This window comes from Siminovitchia fordii DSM 16014 = CIP 108821 (assembly GCF_000374565.1).
In the GTDB taxonomy this organism is placed as follows: domain Bacteria; phylum Bacillota; class Bacilli; order Bacillales; family Bacillaceae_C; genus Siminovitchia; species Siminovitchia fordii.
This window is the reverse complement of record NZ_KB894690.1, coordinates 44,545-62,617: the sequence shown is the minus strand read 5'-3', so window position 1 is coordinate 62,617 and position 18,073 is coordinate 44,545. Positions and strand designations below refer to the sequence as shown.

Below are 18,073 nucleotides of genomic sequence, written 5' to 3'. Positions count from 1 at the left end.
TTCTATTGTTGTTATCACCCGGAATGTCGGTATTATTTTAAAGATGCCTTAGTTTGATCATAAATGACTCTTCCATCTACAATCGTTAACTGTACCTTTGTATCGGGTATTTCTTCCAAAGGCATTTCAAAGAGATCACGTTCCAAAACAACGATATCCGCGAGCTTTCCTGCTTCTAATGTACCTAGCTCATGTTCTCTGAATGTACCGTAGGCGGGGCCGATTGTATAGGCTTTCAACGCTTCGGCAAGTGTGATTCGCTCATGCGGATGCCACACCGTATCCCCACTGCTGTCGATTCTTGTTACCGCACGATAAATTTGAAGAAGCGGATTCAGCACATCAATCGGGAAATCCGTTCCAAATGCCAAATTGGCACCTGTTTTTTGCAATGTATGAATCGGAAAAACATATTTTTCCCGGTCTGGGCCAATCCGTGCGGAATAAACATCTCTTTCTGACATGGCAAAATGATCGGGCTGCATCGAAACCGTGACACCAAGCTCTTTAAAACGGGGAATATCATCTGGATGAATCACTTCTACATGCTCGACGGAATGGCGAGAGTCTCGCTTACCGTTCACCTTTTGTGCTTCCTCGTATGCATCCAAGGCAAGACGGATCGCTCCATCCCCAATTGCATGAAAACGGATGCTGAAGCCCTCCAGATCTGCATCAATCACCCATTTTTTGATTGTATCGGCGGGAAAGGACGTCTCACCACGTGTTCCCGGTTGATCCGCATAAGGTTCCAGTAAATAAGCCGTGCGAGGGGTAATAACGCCATCTATAAATTGTTTCAGCCCTGACACACGGAGCTTATCCGACTGATACGTATCCCGTAATTGTTTGGCATGTTCCAGATTGTCATCTAATACAGGCCATAAATGAATTCGTGTTGTCAATTCGTCCTTGTCTTCAAATTCTTTGAACACATGGAGTGCTTCTATTGTTTTTAGACCATGTAAATCATGGACGGCAGTCACCCCTAAGCTTGCAGCGTGGTCCAAGAAATTAGAGAACATCTCTCTTTTTTGTGTATCTGAAAAATCAAATGCATGAAGAATAACTGCATCCATTGCTTTTTCATATAAAATACCATTCGGTTCTCCATTTTCATCTTTACCAATAATACCGTAGGAAGGGTTTTCCGTATGGCGAGTGATGTTGGCAACTTCAAGTGCTTTCGTATTCACCCATGCATAATGACCTTCCGCATGAAACATGAGTGCCGGCTTGTCAGGGAGGATACGATCCAATGAATGTCGAGAAGGCAACTGCTTCGTATCCCAATAGCCAGCATCCCATGTAAACCCGATGATCCATTGATTTTCTTGCTTTGATTCGGCAAATTCTTGAATCATTTTTAACGCATCATCTTCCGAACGTGCAGCGAACAGGTCAACACTATTCAGGGCAACAGCCCCTTGCATTATATGAAGGTGGAAGTCGTGGAATCCAGGTATGATTAGTTGATCTTTAAATTGGTAAATTTTCGTATGGTCATCTGCGTACTGCAACATTTCCTCTTCAGAACCAGTCGCCATTATTTTGTTTCCCCTAATCGCAATTGAGGCGGATTCAGGTTGGTTCGAAAGCCCGGTAAACATTTTATTGCCTGAAATAATTATTTCAGCTGATGTTTTATTCATCATCTGCCATTCCTTTCACTTAAGTTGCATGTCCTCATGCTGAAGTAAAATTCCTTCAGCACGAGGAAGCGCTATCAATGCTTTCTATATATTTATCATAAAGTCTCGTCTTACCCGAGAGTCAATAAAAAAGACACAAAAAAACAGCCCCCGAAACGACTATACTGTCATTTCGAGGGCTGCTTTTGGCTCATATAATTTGAATAGGAATTTGTATCTCATAAAAAGCTTCGTCGTATTGGTCTGTCAAGGAAACATCAACCTGCATTATTCTGACAGCGTCACCAACTATAACGTAGTTTTGAGTATCACAATAATCCAACAGTTTTTTAAGCTTGTCCATCATTTTTTCCCTAACGATCCCTCCATAGTAGGAACATACATATAATCCTTTTTCCAGCTTTTGAGTGGGTTGCTCTGATTTTTCATCCTCCACAAGGATAAATATTTTCGATTGATATGCACTTAGATTCTGGGAAAAATCGGAAGTTTGGCGAATTTCATCAAAGTATTCTTTTTTGATAAAATCGCCATATTTATTACTTGCTAAAACCGGTATGATGCCACCAATCATATTTTCAAGTTCCAAAAAACCAAGATAGAGGCTTTCCTTATCGTCCCAATTTACAGGTCTGTCCAGCTGGATGTATTCCCTTTCCTCAAATTGTCTGATTATGATATCCGAGTCTCTATAACTGTTGTTAAAATATTGAATATTACTTATTCGTCTCTTCAAAATATCATGTACTTTTTGCAGTTCCTTTATTTTTTCCTGTATATTATCCATTGATTTCTGAAGCAATTGAACTGATTTTTTCACATTGCGATTTGTAAGAAATTGCTTTATTTCATCTAAGGAAAAGCCGATTTTCCTCAATTCTTTTATCGTACCGAGAACTTCATATTGATAAATGGAATAGTATCGATAGCCAGTATTAGGGTCAGTGTGATATGGCTTTAGCAGACCAATTTTATCATAATGACGCAACGTATCTACCGTTACTTTTCGCAGTTTGGCCATTTCCCCTATACTTAACTTATTTTGCATTGTTTTTTCCCCTTCTAAATTTTACCGATGATAACTTGTGGTTTTGTTTTTGGCACCTTTTTCCACTTGTTTAATTATTCACCAAATCAACTGTATTTAAATGGGTAATGTTACCGTAAACGTTGTACCTTGCTGCGGCTCACTCTCCACTGTAATCATGCCGTCATGAGCCTTAATTAAGTTTTTCACAATCGCCATCCCTAAGCCTGTTCCTTCAGATTTTTGGTCGGTCGTCGTGCCTCGGTAATAACGATTAAATAATTGTTGTTGTGTCTCCTCTGTCATCCCAATTCCGTTATCTTGGATACAAATGTTTAACTTATCCTGTTGTTTGTTAATCGTTGTTTTAATCATAACAGGTGCTTCATTATGGATGACAGCATTCATATAAATATTTTGAAGTGCCCGTTTTAATAAATGTGGATCAAATCCCATGGCCAAATCATGTATTTCCGATTTCAATTCAAAGTGATGCCTTTGGGCAAGCAAATCATTGCTAACATCCGCTACAACTTGTTGGACAAACGCTACAATATTTTGAGTCGTTTTACGAATGGGGGCGGACTGTACGCTGTCAAAACGCATAGCTAAGTTCAAGTCCTGTACAAGCTGCTCCATGTGCGTCCCTTTTGCATCAATTTCCTGAATAAAATTCCGTTGTTCCTCTTTAGACCATTCATAATCGGGATTTAATAACAATGTGGAATAGCCCTTAATATAGGTTAATGGTGTTTTTAAATCATGCGAAATCCCCGCAATCCAGTCGCGTTTTGCTTCCTCCAGTTTGGCGCGCTCAACCTTTGCTTTTTGCAATTGTGCCTGCATATGGTCAAGTTGCATGATCACCTCTTTATATAAGTGAAATCGCATTTTAAACTTTCCTTTACGATTATAGATCTTATCACGTTCTATAAGTGGTGATACATCTTCATTCGCCAGTTGATTAATCCATTTCATCACAAGTAATAAAGGGCTGCCAAAATACCACCCGAACCAAATGATCCATATAACTGTAACAAGGCCAATGATAAGCAATACAATCCATTCATAACGTTCAGCACCAAGCCCCAGTTTGGGCATAATCCCTTCCATCGCAAGGGGCACAGTTAAAGCTAAAAGCAATAGCCAAAAGCCAAACCCCAATATAAGATGCTGAATAAAGCGTTGTTGGATTTTCATTAGGTATCACCTGTTGGCGGTATAAATTTATAGCCAATCCCCCGCAAATTCACGATAATGCTTGGCTTTCTGGTATTATCACCTAATTTTTTACGTAACTTTGCTATATGGATCGTGACGGTTTTTTCTTCACCGAATACATCTTCTCCCCATACAAGTTCATAAATTTGGGAGGTCGTAAACACGCGGTTTGGATTTTTACAGAAAAACTGCAGTAATTCCAACTCTTTTGCAGTAGCTTGAACAGTTTCCCCATGAACAATTAATAAAGCTTCATCGGGGAAGAATGTGAACGTTTCATATACATAGCTTTTCATTTCAGGTTGTACTGTCTTTTTTTCATACACATGCTGCCGCCTTAAAATTGCCCGTATTCTTGCTACAACTTCAAGTGGATTAAAAGGCTTTGTTATATAATCGTCGCCACCTACACTAAGCCCTGTTAATTTATCAAAATCACTCGAACGTGCACTTATGAATAAAATAGGTGCCGTCGTTTGTTGACGAATGGATGAACATAACGCAAAGCCATCACCATCCGGCAACATGACATCCAACAAAATAATATCAAAATTCTGCTCCGCTAAAGCTTGCAGTGCCTTTTCCTTCGTTGATGATGTTGTAATACGAGTAAAATGCTCTTTTTTCAATGTAATCTCAAGCATTTTTAAAATGCCGACCTCATCATCCACTATTAAAATATTTGCATCGTCTATCATGCAATCCCCTCTTTTTTTTCAAGGTAAGAAAATAAGTTTTATAGGTTTAGCATTTTGAACAAAGTGCATTGCTGGGTAAAGATCAAGCCAACTGCTGAAGGCAAACTGTCTTCAGCGCCCATCCGGCAGGCACTCTCCGCTGCGTTTCTTTTATCTTGTCAGAAGCACTCCAGTCTGCACGTTGATGAGCAAGGCGCCTGCACTTTTCTTATTCCATTCTAACAAGTTTTCTTCCGCCATACCTGTCTTTCCAGTAAAAATTACGTACATTTTCCTGCCTGTTTACTTTATTTTTACTTTGATCTTTTACGCTGTAATTAAGCAATTAAACAGGAGGCATATGTATGGATTACATGATTCAAACACATCAATTAACAAAACGTTATACAGGCAAACCTGTCATTAACCAAGTAAGTATGAATATTAAAGAAGGAGAAATTTATGGGTTTCTCGGTCCAAACGGTGCTGGAAAAACGACGTTGATGAAAATGCTATTGAATTTAGTAAAGCCGACATCAGGGGATATTTTCATTCAAAATCACCCCATTGTTACCAGTTCGTATAAATATTTAAAAGACATCGGCAGTCTCATTGAGTATCCCATTTTTTATGAGGAACTAACCGCACAAGAAAACTTGGAAATGCACTGTTCTTATATAGGGTATAAAGACCAAAACCATATCAAGAAAGTGTTAGACATTGTCGGATTGCAACAAATTGAAAGGAAGAAAGTAAAGGAATTTTCCCTCGGTATGCGACAACGTCTGGCGATTGCACGCGCCATTGTTGCTAAACCCAACATTTTAATTTTAGATGAGCCTATTAATGGGCTGGATCCCATCGGCATTAAAGAAGTGAGAGAATTGCTTGTCATGCTAAAACATCAATATGGAATGACCATTTTAATTTCGAGCCATATCGTCTCGGAAATCGAATCCATTGCAGATACGATTGGCGTATTAAATCGCGGAGAATTAATTGAGGAAATTCCGATGCATTCCCTGCGTGATAAAAGGCAATCGACGATCGAAATGGTTGTTAGTGATACGAAAAAAGCGAAACGAATATTAGAGGAAAAATTCAGTGCTAAAGTGCAAATTACGAATCCTAGAACTTTGATTATTCAACAAATGCACGAAAAGCCATCAACATTAACAAAGCATTTGATCATGCATGGTGTTGATGTAGATGAGGTCGAAACTGTACATCAATCGTTAGAAGAATATTTTGTCAATCTTATTAATGGGAGGAAACAATATGCTTAATTTAATCAGCTTAGAATGGCGCAAGCATCAAATGGAACGTTATTTTACAAGCTTCTTCTTCTGTGTTATTGGCATTTATGGCTTTGTGGCATTCATTTCATTAGCTTCAAAAAATGATGCAGACGGGGCGATGCGTTCATTTCAAGAGTTTATGACACTCGTAAATATCTTATCGAATATTACATTTATTATTTTGGGCAGTGTGATTTTATCCCGCTTGATCATTTCAGAATTTCGTACGAAAACGATGCAAGTATTGTTTACCTACCCTATAAAACGTAAAAAACTTTTATTTGCTAAGTTAACGCTCGCTTATTTATTTACTGCAGGCTGTTTATTTGCCGGCGTTTGGCTCATGCAAATAATCACGTACTTTTTACAGCCCTCACTCGGGTTATTTGAAGGCACAGTATCCATGAATGATTTAGCTGCGACGTTTCCAAAAACGTTGACTAACGCAATAATGATGGGCGCAATTGCTTTAATTCCGTTATTTTTCGGTATGCGTAAAAAGTCGACTGCTGCCACAATTACATCTGCCGTCATTATCAGCTTTTTAATTAACGCAACCGTTTCTGATGGCGGTGCAACATTTAGCTTAGCCGATGTTGTATTGATCCCACTCCTATTAGCACTGCTTGGGATTGGCATTGCCTATTTATCATTCCGCAACATTGACGTAAAGGATGCAGGATAAATGATCCGAAAAATATTGTTTGTACTGTTGCTTGGAATCATCACTGTAACCATTATTCTTTTTATGAAACAACCGGCGAAGACAATAACGATTGGTGAATACGAAGCGGTGCCGCATATCGATGTGACACTTGATGAGTTAAATATGGCTATTTCCAACTCACCTGATGATAAAATACATGTTCAAATGCAAGGACATAAATTAAATAAAAACATGCTGACAATTCATGAAGAAAACAATACATTCTTCATGAAAGAGCAAAAGGGCAAGAAAAATTGGAAAGAAAATATCCGTTTTCGTCCAACGGCAACCGTTATCGTACAATTGCCCAATTCTCAAAGCAAAACACTGGCCCTTAATGGTGCAGATGGAGATTTCACCATTCAGGATCTGGAACTCGATACAATACAACTTGAAACGTCAGCAGGCGTAACTTATCTAAAAAATCTTTCCGCTTCAAATACTGAGATTCAATCGGAAGATGGGAATGTGACAATAGCAAACAGTGCCATCGATCATTTAGAAATTACCTCAACTGCGGGTGATGTTGCCATAAAAGAAAGCACTGGCTCAACACATACAATACAAACGGTTGATGGACAAATCAAATTGACAAAGGCTGCAGAACAGCCGAATGTACATGTGAAAAGTGTCTCTGGTGATATTGGTATTCACTATAAAGAATCACCAACTTCACTTCAATTATTGACAACTGGTGAAGATGTCGAGATAACATTACCAAAGTATAATAAGAAAACAGGTAATATCGGCGATGGCTCTAATATCCTTTCAGCCGAAACGAAAGATGGTGTCATTGCAATCAAATAGAAAAGAGGTTGATAAAGAAATATCCTTTGCCCCATGGTATCGGGCATCCTTGCAGCCTATACTGGGTTTCAATGGGACATTTCTTTTATGGATAAAGGGAATGTAAAACAAACTGTGAACCGAGGGGGCTGATACCTCTTGCTCAACAGTTTGTTTTTTAATGGTAGTCTAATCTGATGTCTTAGTGCAGTGTTGCTTATAATTATTGACCTGTAACTGCACTTACTCCTCCTACCTGTTTTAGTGGTTACATGGATGAAGTTGTTTATGAATGAGGGGTTTTTCCAACTCCAGAAGCTGTTTCTTCATCTCAATCCCTCCCCGATAGCCTCTCAATTCTCCGTTTTTTCCTATCACCCTGTGACAAGGAATTGCCATTAAAACCGGGTTAGCACCTATTGCACTGGCAACGGCCCTAACGGCATTGGGCCTTTGAAGGTTTGATGCAAGTTGGGAATAAGAAAAAGTCTCGCCATAAGGTATGTCTAGCAAAGCATTCCATACTAATAATTGAAAATCCGTTCCATGCAGGTCGACCGGAAAAGTAAACAAATTACGTTTCTGTTCAAAATACTCCTTAAACTCATCGATATATGGCTCCAGCTTTTCGTCATTTTGTTCTAAATGAACCTCTTCGAATATAGATTTAGCCCAACTTGTTAGTGGCTCAACCCCCTTATCGTAAGAACCTACATAACAAAGTCCCTTCACTGTTGCGGCAAGATACATCTTCCATTGATCATGCTTGAACAAAGTCCAATATATTTTTTCATTTTTTATTTGTTTCACAGTTGAAATCCTTCCATTCTTTTTTCGTTCTATATTGGTTTGGCGAGCAGCCGGACAACTTTTTGAACTGCCTGTAAAAACTGGAGAAGTTGTTGTATCCTACTTGAAAACAAATTTCGGTACTGCTGTAAGCAGTAGACAAAAGCAGGCCTCTGGCCTTCTCAATTCGTATATTTTCCAAATACATATGAGGGGTAAATCCTGTTTTTTCTTTAAAAATCCGGTTTAAATAATATTGGCTTATGCCAATTTTCAAAGCTAATGTATGTAACATAATTTTTTCTTGGTAGTGATGTTCTAAATAGTTCTTTGTTTGTTCCACAATTTCAAGATGAGGGTCAAAAATGTCAACTTGTAAATCTGGCTTACATCGTTTACACGGTCGAAATCCTTGGTTCATGGCTTCTGTTGCTGTTTCAAAAAAACAAATATTTTTGTGATTCGGTGTCTTTGATTTACAAGAGGGACGGCAAAATATTCCTGTTGTTTTTACTGCATAAAAAAACTTGCCATCATATATTTGATTACATGAAACAACCGCTTCCCACATTAATGCCGTTGAAAGTTTCGTTTGTAATGTCACAAACAGTCTCTCCTTTTAAAGCCAACACTTTTTAAGTATTGTTATTGGAATCTCATTTTTGATTTATAAGAGTATTTTATTATAATGAGCGTGGTCTTCAGTTAAGACAGAAACTTTTTCTGAAACATCATATAGCCGGCATACAATGCAACGATGATAACTGGAACCGTCAAATACAATTCAAAAAACGGAAGGACAAGTATACACATGGTGAGTGATAATAACGAGCACCACCAAGGAAATGTATGTTTGGCAAATAATTTAACACCCGCTGCCATGGATAGAATGTATACTATTACTCCCAACGAGGTAGGTATAAATAATATACCACGGAAAGACATGGATAAAGATTCTGTTAAAATGACTCCGGCTATAGCAATAGCAATGACAAATGCCACCATCCGTCTGGGAATTTGTTTTGTTACATGTAAAACCGAGAGTTTTTTTGGGAAAGCTCCATCTCTGCCCAACGAATACCCGAGCTGAGTCAAACTCGCCACAAATGCATTAGACGTTCCAATACATATCATGAGAGCTAAAATGGCAGTTACCATTTGGGCTCCTACTCCAATTGTCTCTCCCATGATCACACCTATTGGGGAAAAATTGCTTTCAATATTTCCATACGTTCCGGTTCCAATAGTGACAAAGCTTAGCGCCAAGAACAGTAGGCTTATTACCACCGCACTAATAATCGTGCTTTTAACAATATTTTTTTCCGGTTTTTTAAAGTGGTGGGCAAGATTACAAATAGCTTCCCAACCAAAAAACGACCAAAAAATAACAGTTACTGCTTCCCCAATCGAGTACCATCCATTTGAAAGAAAAGGTGTGAAATTCCCCCACTCGATGTTGACTAAGGAGACGAGCACTGTAAGGATTAACAATAGGAGCAGACAAGTACTTATAATTAATGCCACTTTACCACTTACAACAACACCATGGTAATTGGATAGACCCGCAATCAATAAGATCATGATCGCAATACATGCTCTTTCAATATCACTGAGCCCAAAAGCCAGACTGATATAGAAAGCACCAGTCAAGGCTACAACAGTTTGGCCAACTGCCGCAGTGGCAAAGTATAACCAACCAACAATATTACCTAAATGATACCCGAAAGAAAGCCGAACAAAAGTAGCTGCCCCTCCAGCATCGGGATATTTGCGAGCCAGACAGGCAAATGAATAGGCAAGCGGAAAACTAATGAATATCACGATCATCCAGGATAAAATGGATGCCGGACCCGCTATCGAAGCAGTAACTCCGGACAAAAAGAGAACACCCGAACCAAGAATCGCAGCAATATATAACGCAATACCTTCATATAACCCTATCGATCTTCTTTCCATTTGCCACCCCTTCTTTCATACATTACCTTACCAGCATTGTGCTTGATGTTCTTCTCTTTTCTTGCATTCTAATTCTGGCTTTTTAATAAACTATTCAAACTTCAGTATGACCAGGGAGAGATACTAGCAATGAAATCGCTTGGTTATGGGAATGGAAAAACACTTGTAAGAAGTATGTGCATAAATGAAGATCTCTAATAAATAAGGTTTCATCACATGGAGACTAAACTTTTCAACACAAAACACAATTAAAAAACGCAAGCCCTATCTTATTGCTGATTGGGCTTGCGTTTTTTATGATTAACCCGCTGTTTCAAAAACGTTTAAATTAATGCCTATTGGCTGAAGGGGCATCGAGTCGTCCGTTTACCGGCTTATAAACTAGACTCTTATTCTATTAATAACTGCTGTTCAAACAAATCTTTAAAAATAGATATACTCCAATGACTACTAACTATCAAACAATGCCATCAGATAGTATGACAAGACCATACTTTACTTAACGGTATTGTTCATATGATTCAAAGAATTTAATCACTTTTTTACAGCATGAATATAATGAATCGTTTCAAAGGCTGTCAAATAATCTTTTCGATTACTAAAATAAAGCTCATTAATTTTAGCTGGTGATAAATGTTCATAGATAAGCAAGCCTGAACTCTCCAACATTTTCTCCAGTTCAGAGTATGAATAACACGACTTCATTGGTTCTCCGCCCACTGCAGCCATTTTTACCATGTTTTCTACTCTGTTCGAAAATCCTTTCTCTTCAAAAAGTCTTCGGTCGGCATAATCGAAAACAATGGAGCTTCCAGTTGGAACTTTCGCAAATAACTGATCTAGCAAGCTTGAAAGTTCTTGCTTCGTTAAATAATAGGAAACGCCCAGCAAACTAAAAAAGGTTTTCTCATAGCCAAATCCTTTCTCTATCAGTTTCTCGTATGATAATGTGTTCGTTAAATCCATGGGAATAAAATGAAGATTACCCGGTATCTTTAAATCAACTTGCTCTAATCTCTTCTTTTTAAACTCCTGTGTTGCCGGATGATCAATTTCAAATATCTCTAAGGTGCTTTCCAGTTCAGGATGCCGAAAACCGAATGTATCTAAGCCTGCACCTAATATTACATATTGCTTTACCCCCAGCCTTACTTCATTGCGTAATATTTTTTCGCAATAAGCCGCACGAGCCAATGGCGTTGGTGACAGCTGAACTTGTGTAATCCATTTTAATATTTCATCTGGATTACCCTTATATTTTTCCGCTATTTCCTTATTGAAGAATGGTATACCTTGAACCATATTTTCTTTGATATCATTATATTCTTTTGGTGATATTAATTTCTTTGCGATATGGTCATCAAAAATCTTAGGGGTGTCAAATTGACTATGATAGGCTCTACCAAATGCTGAAATGAGTGAAGTCAAACTGGATTCGTCTTTATTCATCCAAATACACTCCTTTACATAAAAAAATGGGATTCCCCTGGCCAGGAGAACCCCATTTTAACCCGAAAATTTTTTATTGTAAATTATAGCATATGTAAATTTTTTTGTCAATAAAAACACCTTCATACATTTACTTATTGAAAAAGGTGGTGACAAGCTCGTTGTCGCAGGAAATGAAGTAGATGAAAAACGGTTGGAAAATTATATGAAATACAAGTAAGTATATATACTCCTTACTCCGTCATTTAATAGCCCACAAAAGTGAGACTATATTTGATTATAACCTCTGCAAATTCTGTGCGGCAGTCTGGCTAATCACTATTTTTTTTTTACGGTAGGCCTTAAAAGAATCTACGATGATCGATTTGAGTTAACCATTTTCGAGCCCTTTTTAGCAGGCTTAGATGTTACACCAGATGACCGAACGTCAATTTATGAAGCAACTCAAGATTTTGCTTTGCTGTGCTTCTGTAATGACTAATGCGATATTGTTTAGCCAGGCGTCCTTAATAATCTTCGGTGCCTCAGCTTTTACAGATCTCACCTGAGTTTGAGGAACATCGACTTTTATATCTTCTCTTTTTTTAACCATTTTGTTCTAAAAAACATTGATTTCACTAAATGTATAGATTTTATACATTATATTGTTATAGTATGAAATAAAAAATTTCGCCGGCAATGTATCCGCAAGAATACGGACAAAAATGGGGAGGGTTTGAAATTGAATATAGATGTTGCTCAATTTAATGCAATTATTCTTGAAAGCAAACTCGAACTAACCATGATGCTAATGGCATTAAAGGATGGAGAAAACATCGAACACCGCATGATTAGATTGATCGAAACCTTAGAGGAATTACCATATAGTAATAAGCCCTGAATGAGGGCTTTTTTATCCCATATTTTCAGTAATGATATCTACTTCACATTGAATATATTGCGCAGAAGTGATCGGTTGCAAAGTTTACCTTTTAAGTCTTTATCCATCCGTTTTAGGAAAGTTAAGTAATATCATTACATCCAGTTATATGTAAAATTCCACCATATTAGGAGAAACGATGCATAAGTGGCCCTACATCCATTTTTCACCAAATTACTTAGAAAATGCTTATGATTCACCATTTATGTTTAGTTCAATTTATATACCAAAACTTAATCTACAATTTTTAAAGCAGGTGAATCCTTTTTTAGTTCAAAATCATATTTTTTTGCATTTTTATATCTTGGATCTAAATAACTGGATTTCTCATCACTGTTCGAGGCTTTTTTAAACCCCGGATAAGTAGTATATTCTTTTTCTTTCCAGACCCATATTCCCTTTTTTCCTTTTTCTTTATGGAATACATTCTTCGTTAGTTCAGTTTCTTTGTTTGTTGTAAAATAGTTCGTGATAAATAGGCGGGATGGGCCAGCAGTCAAAATATTTTTTTCTATCACGATGTTTTTTATATCATTCTGTAATAAAAGCTGCCCCCCATCTAGTCCCTTCGTGTCATTTCGATAAATAATGTTTTGTGAGATAAATGAATTTTTAGTACCTCCCCGATCTTCATCATACCCTCCAATTGATATTCCAGTGTAAAAATTATGATATAAAATATTGTTTGTAATATGAATATTATCTGCATATTTTTTATGATGTTCTGAGGTTGCCTCTATTCCGATATCGCTTTTATAAACAGTATTCTTATCAATGGTTATATTTTTCCCACCATCTACATAAATTCCTCCGGCAGAATAATCTTCCCCATAAGCTGGATTGCCGAAAGATGATATTTCATAAACTACATTATTTTTTACAACGCCATTACGTATAAAGTCTGCTTTTTTATCATGAGAGGTACCTTCGTAACCAATCAGATCAATACCGATATTATTATTTCTGCGAACTAGATTGCTATCCACCGTAAAACCGTCAATATTTCCGTTTAAAACAAGAGATTCACTAGCACCGAGCTTTAAATCTTCTATCGTATTACTCAAAACATTTATATCCCTCATCGCACCTGTCCCGTATATCGCGATTCCATGTCCATTACCGTCATCCGCAAGTGTTTTTATCCGGCGTACATGGTTATTTTTCAAAGTGATATGACTGCTAGAACCCGTTACATAAATCCCCATGACTGTTTCATCTGGTAAATTAGTCGTTACATCCTGAATAATTAATCCGCTAATCATAATATAATTTTTATTATGAATTGCAATTAAGGATGTATCGCCTTCAACATCCTTTAGTTCTTTTCCACTAATAACCACCTTTTCCCTTTTGTATGGTCTAAAAATAATTGGTTTTGATTTTGTACCACTATGTTTTACGACAAGCTTTTCTTTGTATGTTCCTTTACGTATGAAGACGGTCGTCCCTGCTTTAGCTTCTACAGCAGCTTTTTTTAGTGTGCGAAAGGGTTTTGATTTTGTACCATTATTTTGATCATCTCCATTTACAGCTACGTATATAGCCTTATCCTGTTTTACATGAGCATTAATTAATTTCAAAACAATTATGATAGCAGCCGCAGCCAAGAGAATTAGAAAAACCTTTTTCATTTAATCATTCCTTATTGAAAATAATTCCTTTCTTTCATATTGCACTCGAATTAACGAAAATGCTATTTTTTTGTCATAAAATTGAAACCGCATCATTCCATTCAAAGGCTGACTGTTGGTTCAAGCAAGGTTAGTGTTTGGTTGATCGTATTCATGTTGACTAATGCTCCAATAGGAATTGCTGTTTTATAAGTTCCATGTCCAGTTGTAAGATTGGTCATCAGCGGTTTTCCAAGAGGAACAACGAACTCATTAATTAAATCTTCATAGGACTTACCGTAAGCAACTGGGCATCCTGTACACTCTCCCATGATAATTCCGATACAATCCTGAAATTTTCCAGCCATTTTCAAATGATTCATATATCGATAGACCGTATTAACGGGTTCATGCGTCTCTTCCAGGAACAGGATTTTTCCCCTTGTATCTATCTCGAAATCTGTTCCCAAAGTACCAATAAAAGACGTGAGATTGCCTCCGACAATACGACCCGTAACATTTCCTGGAATTCTGCCAACAAGAGGTATTCCTGGGGGATTCACTATTAGCCTGGGTGCTGAAAAGGTGGAAGTTATGGAAAAAAACTGATTATAATTGTATGCTGGGGTTTCAGAAGTAAAGTTGATAAGCATAAGGCTATGGAATGTCATTAAATCTGCATATTGAAAAAGTACGTTTAATAATATCGTAATATCGCTATAACCCGTTACAATTTTCGGATTTTGTCGAATGATATTATAGTCAAGGTAGGGAAGAATTCCGGCTACGCCAACCCCTCCCCTTGTAGGTAATATTAATTTAACTTGTTCATTTTGAAACATATTCATCAAATCGAGTGCTCGCTCTTGGTCAGTGCCTGCAAGAAACCCGTTTTGGGAATATACATGATCCCCTACTACTACATCAAACCCCATATTATTTAACATATTGATTCTAGTATTAATAACATTTGCCTCTAATGGACTACCCAGAGTAACAATTCCAATAGTGTCCCCTTGTTGTAAATTAGGTGGTTTCAATACCATAAGTGTTAGCCCCCTTTTGTTTTCAATACCATAATTTTTTTTGCTTCACCTAACGCACCCGCTCGTATTTTAAGGTCAGAAAAGATATTTCTGACTGACTCATTTTTAATGGAACAAGATTTTTTGATGTCTTGAAATTAGATAGATGTAATGAAGGTTTTGTTTTTCTTTACCATATACTTATAAAGGTTTTTCTGTAATAGAACATCAAATAACCATTAGTAAGAACAAGTAATCATGCTAAAAAAAACAAACAACGAGAAGAACAAACGAAGTGAGACAATAAGAAGATCGAATGAAGGTGTAGAAAACCATCATTGATTTCTTTTATCGGGGAGCAGATCATCCACCGCTCCGAATCCGGTTCATTTCAGCTCGAATCCGAATCGATATTTTGGTGTTTTCCCTAGAAATCAATTAGCATATGCATACTGGACACTGTATTTTTAAATATTTTTTTAGTTGTATTCGGGGCTTAGAATCTAGCTTTTACCAAGTTTCTGTCCACGCGACTTTTTAAAACTTGGCACGAATTGTGCATTATACTTTTTTATAGAGGATAAAACCTTAAGTAATTGCCACAAAGATCATTTACTTCAAACAACCAGCAAGAACCCCATCCATAAGTGACGAAAATGGTTGCCTATAGATGATTATCGAAGGGATGTATGAGGCGCTTGAGATTAGAGTATAAGACTTTGGAAGTGTTTGCAAAAGAAGAACAGGTAAGAATTAAAGAGACTTAAGCGGTCGTTGTCGGATCGCATGTTCATTCTAAACGAATGGAAGCTGTGAAAGTGTAATTGGTTTGTTAGAACGTTAAAAATGATTCGTGATCTCAAAAACAACGAGATTGAAAGCGGTTAACTGGTAGTTTTACTAATGAAAAGGAGGGCTCGGTTTCGGCTGCCGATCTTGGTTAGGTGGAAAATTTACTTTTTGTAGAAAAGATACCAAGGAATTACTTATTGGGAGGGATTTCAACGGATTGACTATATGCCTGATGAAAACACTCGCTGATGAGATGAGTTTCATTGAGCTTCATATTGACCTTAGGGGATTCTTAAAAACATATCGGTGTTCGTTAAGCTAGTATTTATTTTACTTCCTTTACCGCTGTTTTTACCTCAGTGGAAATTCATATTTAAACATTTTATATAGAATAACGGACCGTCTCTCTCATATAACTTACAATCCATACCATTTAAAAATAAACTACTCGGATGAAAGGAATGAAGAAATAGTGAATAAAAAAGCAGATATTATTCTATCAAGTAATGCAGTTTTTACCGGAAAAGAGGATCATCCAATCCAGGCTTCCATCGCTATTTCCAACAATAAAATTATTGCCATTGGTACGAAAGACGAAATGAAGGCGCATACGGATGGTAACACAAAAATATATGATTTTAAGGATCAATTAATTACTCCTGGCTTTCACGACTTTCATTTACATATTATGCAAGGTTGTGTATTCCTGGATAGCGTCAATTTATTTGATGCTCGCTCCGAAATGGAAGCGTTAAAAATGATTCAAGAGTTTGCCGATTCAAAACCGGATGAACCTTGGATTATCGGATATATGTGGGATGCGGGATATTGGGATCAGCAGAAACTACCTACTCGCCATTCACTAGACCGTGTACTTCCAGATCGGCCAGCGATTTTATTTCATGCAGAACTTCATTATGCTTGGGTCAATTCAAAAGCGTTGGAGTTGGCAAATATCGACCGGGATACAGAGAATCCGGAGTACGGCGAAATCGAAAAAGATGCATACGGGGAACCAACAGGAATTTTATACGAAAAAGCAACAAATTTAGTAACAGATATTTCACATAACTTTACTGAGGAACAGCAGGAAAAAATGTTTAAAAATTTCCTTTCACATGCTGCAAGTGTCGGTGTTACAGCAGTTAATGACTTGTACGCGCCAAGTCAAAATACAATAAACGAGTATAAACTATTCAAAAGATTTGAAGACAAAGATGAGTTGTCTTTAAGAGTATTTTTATGGCCAGAGTTAAACGGCGATATAGCGAGAGCAAAACAGTTACGAGAAGAATATCAATCTAACAAACTTCGCGTCTCCGGTTTAAAGCAATTTATCGACGGGGTTATTACACCACGGACCGCATATATGTTAGAACCTTATGCGGACGCCCCAGAAACAAGAGGGGATACAGCATATTCACAAGAAACATACTATAAGTGGGTGACGGAAGCAGATAAAGAAGGGTTTGCGATTCGATTTCATGCGATTGGTGATGGCGCGATTCGTATGGCATTAGATGCCTTTGAAGAGGCACAAATCAAGAATGGAATAAGGGATTCTAGACATGCAATTGAGCACGTGGAAGTTATCCACCCAGACGATATTGAGCGTTTTAATGAATTAGGAGTCATTGTTTCTATGCAGCCAGATCATTTTGCAATGTCAGAAAGAGGCGTCTATACCAACCGTATCGGTAAAGAAAGAGAAAAGTATGTGTTTATCATTAACACTTTGCAAAAAACAGGTGCAAGGATAGCATTTGGGACGGACTTTCCAGTCGATCTATTAAATCCAATGTTACAAATCTATCGAGCAATTACAAGAATTGATAGCAGCGGAAAAGATGTTTGGCACCCACATGAACGAATTACACTTTCAGAAGCATTGAAAGCCTATACATTAGGACCTGCATATGGAACGTTTACTGAAAACGAGTTAGGAACGCTCGAAGTTGGAAAAGTGGCCGACATTACCGTTCTTGACAGAAATCTGTTTGATGTTCCGGCAGAACAAATAAAAGCTGCCAAAACCGTTTTAACGATGGTTGATGGACAAGTAATTTATGAAAGAAATTCGATAAAAAATTAAACAAGATTACTTTGCGGTCAGATGAATGCCAATTCCAGTAAATTGGATGCCCTGGTGGGGAAAAATACTTTGGT

16 protein-coding genes are annotated in these 18,073 nt (G+C 37.4%); 5 read left to right on the top strand and 11 right to left on the bottom strand.

Translation table 11 applies throughout. The features are described from left to right. Positions 1–32 precede the first annotated feature (32 nt). The 4 genes from C509_RS0110135 to C509_RS0110120 all read right to left on the bottom strand — a co-directional run bounded on the left by C509_RS0110135 (position 33) and on the right by C509_RS0110120 (position 4,595). Positions 33–1,652 carry an amidohydrolase gene (locus tag C509_RS0110135; RefSeq protein ID WP_018706819.1) on the bottom strand — a complete coding sequence of 540 codons (1,620 nt, stop codon included), beginning with the start codon at positions 1,650–1,652 and terminating at the stop codon, positions 33–35. Positions 1,653–1,842: 190 nt separating this feature from the next. Then, positions 1,843–2,700, bottom strand: coding sequence for a MerR family transcriptional regulator (locus C509_RS0110130; protein ID WP_018706818.1), 858 nt, complete (start codon positions 2,698–2,700; stop codon positions 1,843–1,845). A gap of 96 nt (positions 2,701–2,796) precedes the next feature. Continuing rightward, entirely contained in the window at positions 2,797–3,879 is a 1,083-nt protein-coding gene (locus tag C509_RS0110125) for a sensor histidine kinase (protein ID WP_018706817.1), read from the bottom strand. Beyond that, on the bottom strand, positions 3,879–4,595 hold the full coding sequence (locus C509_RS0110120) for a response regulator transcription factor (RefSeq protein WP_026319793.1): 717 nt from the start codon (positions 4,593–4,595) through the stop codon (positions 3,879–3,881). The genes C509_RS0110125 and C509_RS0110120 overlap by 1 nt, the downstream gene beginning before the upstream one ends. Before the next feature lie 347 nt (positions 4,596–4,942). On the opposite strand from C509_RS0110120, the gene C509_RS0110110 reads away from it, so the two are divergent. The 3 genes from C509_RS0110110 to C509_RS0110100 are packed head-to-tail and all read left to right on the top strand — an operon-like array spanning position 4,943 to position 7,388. Further along, on the top strand, positions 4,943–5,863 hold the full coding sequence (locus tag C509_RS0110110) for an ABC transporter ATP-binding protein (RefSeq protein WP_018706814.1): 921 nt from the start codon (positions 4,943–4,945) through the stop codon (positions 5,861–5,863). Further along, a complete protein-coding gene (locus C509_RS0110105; RefSeq protein ID WP_018706813.1) occupies positions 5,856–6,560 on the top strand; it encodes an ABC transporter permease in 705 nt (234 codons plus the stop codon). The genes C509_RS0110110 and C509_RS0110105 overlap by 8 nt, the downstream gene beginning before the upstream one ends. Continuing rightward, the gene (locus tag C509_RS0110100) at positions 6,561–7,388 is read left to right on the top strand and encodes a DUF4097 family beta strand repeat-containing protein (protein WP_018706812.1); all 828 of its coding nucleotides are present in this window, start codon (positions 6,561–6,563) and stop codon (positions 7,386–7,388) included. Between the two features lie 240 nt (positions 7,389–7,628). On the opposite strand, the gene C509_RS0110090 is transcribed toward C509_RS0110100, so the two are convergent. From C509_RS0110090 to C509_RS26475, 5 genes are all read right to left on the bottom strand, one after another. Beyond that, positions 7,629–8,177, bottom strand: a complete 549-nt coding sequence (locus C509_RS0110090; RefSeq protein ID WP_018706810.1) for a methylated-DNA--[protein]-cysteine S-methyltransferase — start codon at positions 8,175–8,177, stop codon at positions 7,629–7,631. Then, positions 8,158–8,727, bottom strand: coding sequence for a bifunctional transcriptional activator/DNA repair enzyme AdaA (locus C509_RS0110085; protein WP_033370011.1), 570 nt, complete (start codon positions 8,725–8,727; stop codon positions 8,158–8,160). Before C509_RS0110085 ends, C509_RS0110090 begins: the two co-directional genes overlap by 20 nt. 134 nt (positions 8,728–8,861) lie before the next feature. After that, on the bottom strand, positions 8,862–10,112 hold the full coding sequence (locus C509_RS0110080; RefSeq protein ID WP_018706808.1) for an APC family permease: 1,251 nt from the start codon (positions 10,110–10,112) through the stop codon (positions 8,862–8,864). A gap of 534 nt (positions 10,113–10,646) precedes the next feature. Further along, entirely contained in the window at positions 10,647–11,561 is a 915-nt protein-coding gene (locus C509_RS0110075; protein WP_018706807.1) for a class I SAM-dependent methyltransferase, read from the bottom strand. A gap of 427 nt (positions 11,562–11,988) precedes the next feature. Further along, on the bottom strand, positions 11,989–12,153 hold the full coding sequence (locus C509_RS26475; RefSeq protein WP_169509200.1) for a hypothetical protein: 165 nt from the start codon (positions 12,151–12,153) through the stop codon (positions 11,989–11,991). Between the two features lie 129 nt (positions 12,154–12,282). Here C509_RS26475 and C509_RS26110 point away from each other — a divergent pair, with 129 nt between their 5' ends. Further along, entirely contained in the window at positions 12,283–12,441 is a 159-nt protein-coding gene (locus C509_RS26110; RefSeq protein ID WP_018706806.1) for a hypothetical protein, read from the top strand. Positions 12,442–12,713: 272 nt separating this feature from the next. Here the strand turns inward: C509_RS26110 and C509_RS0110065 are convergent, their stop codons facing one another. Continuing rightward, the gene (locus C509_RS0110065; RefSeq protein ID WP_018706805.1) at positions 12,714–14,111 is read right to left on the bottom strand and encodes a DUF1565 domain-containing protein; all 1,398 of its coding nucleotides are present in this window, start codon (positions 14,109–14,111) and stop codon (positions 12,714–12,716) included. A 101-nt stretch (positions 14,112–14,212) separates the two neighbouring features. Continuing rightward, the gene (locus C509_RS0110060) at positions 14,213–15,136 is read right to left on the bottom strand and encodes a S66 peptidase family protein (RefSeq protein ID WP_018706804.1); all 924 of its coding nucleotides are present in this window, start codon (positions 15,134–15,136) and stop codon (positions 14,213–14,215) included. Between the two features lie 1,243 nt (positions 15,137–16,379). On the opposite strand from C509_RS0110060, the gene C509_RS0110055 reads away from it, so the two are divergent. Continuing rightward, on the top strand, positions 16,380–17,999 hold the full coding sequence (locus C509_RS0110055) for an amidohydrolase (RefSeq protein ID WP_018706803.1): 1,620 nt from the start codon (positions 16,380–16,382) through the stop codon (positions 17,997–17,999). Positions 18,000–18,073: the final 74 nt, after the last annotated feature.